The organism is Albidovulum sp. (genome assembly GCF_049646345.1).
Lineage (GTDB): Bacteria > Pseudomonadota > Alphaproteobacteria > Rhodobacterales > Rhodobacteraceae > Albidovulum.
The window spans coordinates 1-4,703 of record NZ_JBARVQ010000003.1 but is presented as its reverse complement, the minus strand read 5'-3'; the positions used below and the strand labels follow the sequence as shown (position 1 = coordinate 4,703).

The 4,703-nt window shown below is 60.7% G+C and carries 5 protein-coding genes; 1 reads left to right on the top strand and 4 read right to left on the bottom strand.

Going from position 1 to position 4,703, the window contains the following annotated elements; all coding sequences use genetic code 11:
* The 4 genes from WBB85_RS00090 to WBB85_RS00075 all read right to left on the bottom strand — a co-directional run.
* A partial coding sequence (locus tag WBB85_RS00090) for an ATP-binding cassette domain-containing protein (RefSeq protein WP_432636584.1) occupies nucleotides 1-240 on the bottom strand: 240 nt, incomplete at its 3' end.
* A 9-nt stretch (nucleotides 241-249) separates the two neighbouring features.
* The gene (locus tag WBB85_RS00085) at nucleotides 250-1,269 is read right to left on the bottom strand and encodes a Gfo/Idh/MocA family protein (protein WP_432636583.1); all 1,020 of its coding nucleotides are present in this window, start codon (nucleotides 1,267-1,269) and stop codon (nucleotides 250-252) included.
* Nucleotides 1,266-2,105 (bottom strand): carbohydrate ABC transporter permease, encoded by an 840-nt coding sequence (locus WBB85_RS00080; protein ID WP_432636585.1) that lies wholly within the window; start codon nucleotides 2,103-2,105, stop codon nucleotides 1,266-1,268. The genes WBB85_RS00085 and WBB85_RS00080 overlap by 4 nt, the downstream gene beginning before the upstream one ends.
* A 9-nt stretch (nucleotides 2,106-2,114) precedes the next feature.
* Complete coding sequence (locus tag WBB85_RS00075) at nucleotides 2,115-3,026, bottom strand: carbohydrate ABC transporter permease (RefSeq protein ID WP_432636582.1); 912 nt, start codon at nucleotides 3,024-3,026, stop codon at nucleotides 2,115-2,117.
* A gap of 165 nt (nucleotides 3,027-3,191) precedes the next feature.
* Here WBB85_RS00075 and lpdA point away from each other — a divergent pair, with 165 nt between their 5' ends.
* Complete coding sequence (lpdA, locus tag WBB85_RS00070; protein WP_432636581.1) at nucleotides 3,192-4,580, top strand: dihydrolipoyl dehydrogenase; 1,389 nt, start codon at nucleotides 3,192-3,194, stop codon at nucleotides 4,578-4,580.
* Nucleotides 4,581-4,703 lie beyond the last annotated feature (123 nt).

Genomic DNA, 4,703 nt, shown 5'->3' with positions numbered 1-4,703 from the left:
CACCATGGCGATGCCGCGCTTGGCGGGTGGCGTGGTAGTGACATCGCGGCCACCGATGCTGATCGTACCCGAGGTGGCGTCCTCCAACCCTGCAATGACCCGCAGCAACGTGGATTTGCCGCAGCCTGAGGGGCCGACAAAGACGATGAATTCCCCTTCGCTCACTTCAAGATCAATGTCTTTCAGGACATGCACCTGACCGAATGATTTGTGAATGTTCTCAAGCTTGAGTGCGGTCATCTTAACGTCCTAAAGTTCGATAGCCTTGCCGGTGCGGATGCTTTCATCCGCGGCAAGGCAAATGGCGAGGGAGGCGACGGCGTCCTCCATATGGCGGGTCAGGTCGATATCCTCGGCAATGGCGCGGAGCATCCAGGCCTGTTCGGCATCGCAAAGCGCCTGATGGTCCGGTTCCTCGGGGAAGTCGATATCGGTGTCGGGTTGCCCCGTGCGGTGGATGCGCAAGGCGCCGACCTTGGTATGGCCTTCGACGCTGTCGCTGTCGGGATGCATGCCAGAAAGGATTGAGACAGCGCCACCCGGGCTGATCACATCCTTCACGAAATAGGCGACCTCGGACATCATCGGGCCCCATCCGGCCTCGTACCAGCCGACAGAGCCGTCGGCGAAGATGACTTGAAACTGGCCGTAATTGTACATGTCTTCGGCGATCTCAGCCGACAGGCGCAGGCCCATGCCGTGGACGCGGACCGGTTTCGCATCGGTGATCTGGCACATCACGTCGACATAATGGACACCACAATCGACGATGGGGGGCGTCGTCTGCATGAGCGCCTTGTGAACCTCCCATGTCGGGCCGGTTGATTGCTGGTTCAGGTTTAGTCGGAAGACATAAGGCCCGCCATGGCTGCGTGCCTCGGCAACCAGTCGCTGCCAGGACGGGTGATGGCGCAGGATGTAGCCCACGACCAGCTTGCGCCCCGTGGCTGTCGCGCAGTCGACCACCCGGCGCGCATCGGCAACAGTCGTCGCCAGCGGCTTTTCGACGAAGACATGGGCCCCCGCCTCCATCGCCGCCACTGCGTAATCCGCATGAGTATCGGAATAAGTCGCGATGACGGCGAGGTCGGGCGTGGTGGTAGCAAGCGCCCGTGCGAAGTCGTCATAAACGGGGTAGGGGGCAAGGTCGGGGTGATCGCAACGGCCCGAACGGTTCACGAGGCCCACGATCTCGGCACTCGGGTGGTGATGAAGGGCCAGCGCATGGGACAGCCCCATATTGCCGAGACCTGCAATCAGAACCCTCATTTCACCGCCCCCGAGGTGATGCCGCGAATGAGTTGGCGCGAGAAGATGACATAGAGCACCAACACCGGCAGGATCGCGAGGCTCAGCGCCGAGAGGACCGCGTTCCAGTCGGTCACGAACTGGCCGATGAAGACCTGCGAGCCGAGCGTCAGCGTCTTTGTCTCTTCCCCGGGCGCCAGGATCAGCGGGAACCAGAGGTCGTTCCAGATCGGGATCATGTTGAAAACGGCGACCGTCGCCATGGCCGGGCGCACAAGCGGCAGCACCAGCTTGAAGAAGATCGCATATTCGCTCATCCCGTCGATACGGCCCGCGTTTTTCAGATCATCCGAGACCTGCCGCATGAACTCCGAAAGGATAAAGACCGCAAGCGGCAGCCCTTGCGCCGTATAGACGAGGATCAGCGCCCAGAGCGTGTTCACGAGGCCTGCCTGCACCATCAGTTCAAGGATCGCCACGGTACCGATACGGATCGGGATCATGATGCCGAGCGCGAGGTAAAGCCCCATGAGCGTACTGCCCCTGAACCGGTACTCCGCAAGCGCAAAGGCCGCCATGGCCCCGAAGAGAAGGATGAAGAACAGGGATGCGACGGTGACGATGAAGGAGTTCTGGAAGTAGAGGAAAAAATCCCCCTGCTTCATCACCGTCTCATAGCCGATGGTCGAGAAACTGTCGGATGAGGGCAGTGCCAATGGCTCGCGGAAGATCGCTTTCCGGGTCTTGAACGAATTGATCAGGATCACCACGACCGGGAAAAGCGCGATCACGGTCCAGGTGATCAGCGCCGCATGGGCGGCGAAGGAATTCAGCGGGTTCTGACGGGCCTTGTTCATCATCCCACCTCAGAACTGGTACCGACGCATGCGCGTCTGGATGGCGAAAAGATAGATACAAACACCGGCCAGGATGATCGCGAACATCGCGGTGGCGATGGCCGATCCCATATGCGGGTCGCCAAGCTGCAACTGGAAGCCGAAGAAGGTGCGGTAGAGGAACGTGCCGAGGATATCGGTCGAATAATCCGGCCCGGCCAGCGCGCCCTGTGCGGCATAGATCAGGTCGAACGCGTTGAAATTGCCGACGAAAGTCAGGATCGAGATGATGCCGATTGAGGGCAGGATCAGCGGCAGCTTGATCTTCCAGAAGGCCGCCGCACCGGTGATGCCGTCGATCTCGCCCGCCTCCAGCACCTCTTCGGGGATCGACAGCAGGGCGGCATAGATCAGCATCATCGGGATGCCGACGAATTGCCAGACCGAGATCAGCGCGAGTGTGGTCAGGGCGTATTCCTCTCGTCCGAGCCATGGTGCGAAAAGCGATTTCAGGCCGACCGCATCCAGCATTCCGGGCGCGATGCCCCAGATGGGCGACAGGATCAGTTTCCAGGCAAAGCCGACGATCACAAAGGACAGGATTGTCGGGATGAAGATGGCCGAGCGGTAAAGGGCGGCAAAACGCAGACGCGGATGCGACAGGATCGCTGCCAGCGCCACGCCAATCGGGTTCTGGACCAGCATATGCACGATGAAGAACCAGAAATTGTTGCCAAGCGCGTTCCAGAACGAAGCCGACCAGCGCGGATCGCCGAAAAGCGTCGCGAAATTCGTGAGCCCTGAAAAGACGCGCGCCCCGTCGCCAGAAGTGTAAAGCGCGAGCCTCAGCGTATTGAACAGGGGCCAGATCATCACGGCCGTATAGACAAGGACGGCGGGCGCCAGAAACACCGCGATATGAAGCCTCGACTTCGAAGCCATGGCGCCCTCCTTCCTTCTTCTGTTCAGAAATACTCTCGGGGGGAGCGGCCGAATGGCCGCGTCGGGGGGCAGACAGCCCCCCGTGCAACGCCCGACAAGATGCCATACGTTTGCCATACGTTTTGCCGACGCATGGCCGACACGAAAAAACCAAAGGAGTGACCCATGGCTGAGTTCGACGTGATCGTGATCGGCGCCGGCCCCGGCGGCTATGTCTGCGCCATCCGCTGCGCCCAGCTCGGGCTGAAAACCGCCGTCGTGGAGGGCCGCGAAACGCTTGGCGGCACCTGCCTCAATGTTGGTTGCATCCCGTCGAAGGCGCTCCTCCATGCCAGCCATTGCCTGCACGACGCAGAACACAACTTCGCCAAGATGGGCCTCAAGGGCAAGGCCCCCTCGGTCGACTGGAAACAGATGCTGTCCTACAAGGACGAAGTTATCGGCCAGAACACCAAGGGCATCGAATTTCTGTTCAAGAAGAACAAGATAAGCTGGCTGAAAGGCTGGGGGTCGGTGCCGGAGCCAGGCAAGGTCAAGGTCGGCGACGAGGTGCATGAGGCCAGGAATATCGTCATCGCCACGGGGTCTGAGCCCTCCTCGTTGCCCGGTGTCACCGTCGACGAAAAGACCGTCGTCACCTCCACCGGCGCACTGGAACTGGGCAAGATCCCGAAGGAAATGGTGGTGATCGGCGCAGGCGTGATCGGGCTCGAACTCGGCTCCGTCTATGCCCGTCTGGGATCAAAGGTGACCGTCGTCGAATTCCTCGACGCGATCACCCCCGGCATGGATGGCGAGGTCCAGAAGACCTTCCAGAGACTTCTGAAAAGACAGGGACTTACCTTCATCATGGGCGCCGCGGTTCAGGGCACGACGGTCAAGAATGGCAAGGCCAAGGTCACCTACAAGCTGCGCAAAGATGACAGCGAAGCGACGCTTGACGCCGACTGCGTTCTGGTCGCCACGGGCCGCAAGCCCTATACCGACGGCCTCGGGCTGGAGGCGCTTGGGGTAGAGATGGAACAGCGCGGTCAGGTCAGGACCGACACCCACTGGCAGACGAATGTCAAAGGTGTCTACGCCATCGGCGACGCGATCACTGGCCCGATGCTCGCCCACAAGGCCGAGGATGAGGGCATGGCGGTGGCAGAGGTCATCGCGGGCAAGCATGGCCATGTGAACTACGGCGTCATTCCCGGGGTGATCTACACTGCGCCGGAGGTGGCGACCGTCGGCAAGACCGAAGAACAGCTGAAGGAAGAGGGCCGCGCCTACAAGGTGGGCAAGTTCGCCTTCATGGGCAATGGCCGCGCCAAGGCGGTGTTTCAGGGCGACGGTTTCGTCAAGCTGCTGGCGGATGCCGAAACCGACCGCGTGCTCGGCGCCCATATCATTGGCCCCGCTGCAGGCGAGTTGATCCACGAAATCTGCGTCGGCATGGAATTCGGTGCTTCGGCCGAGGATATCGCATTGACCTGCCACGCTCATCCAACTTTCTCGGAAGCGGTCCGCGAAGCAGCACTTGCCTGTGGCGACGGCCCGATCCATTCCTGACAGTCGGCACGAATTTTCTGCGAAAATTCGACGATTTTTCGAAGAAAAATCGGGCTACCCGGCGATGTGACGCAACCCTTGCGTCACATCTGTCCGAACGGCCAGCCTCAAGGCGGGTTCATC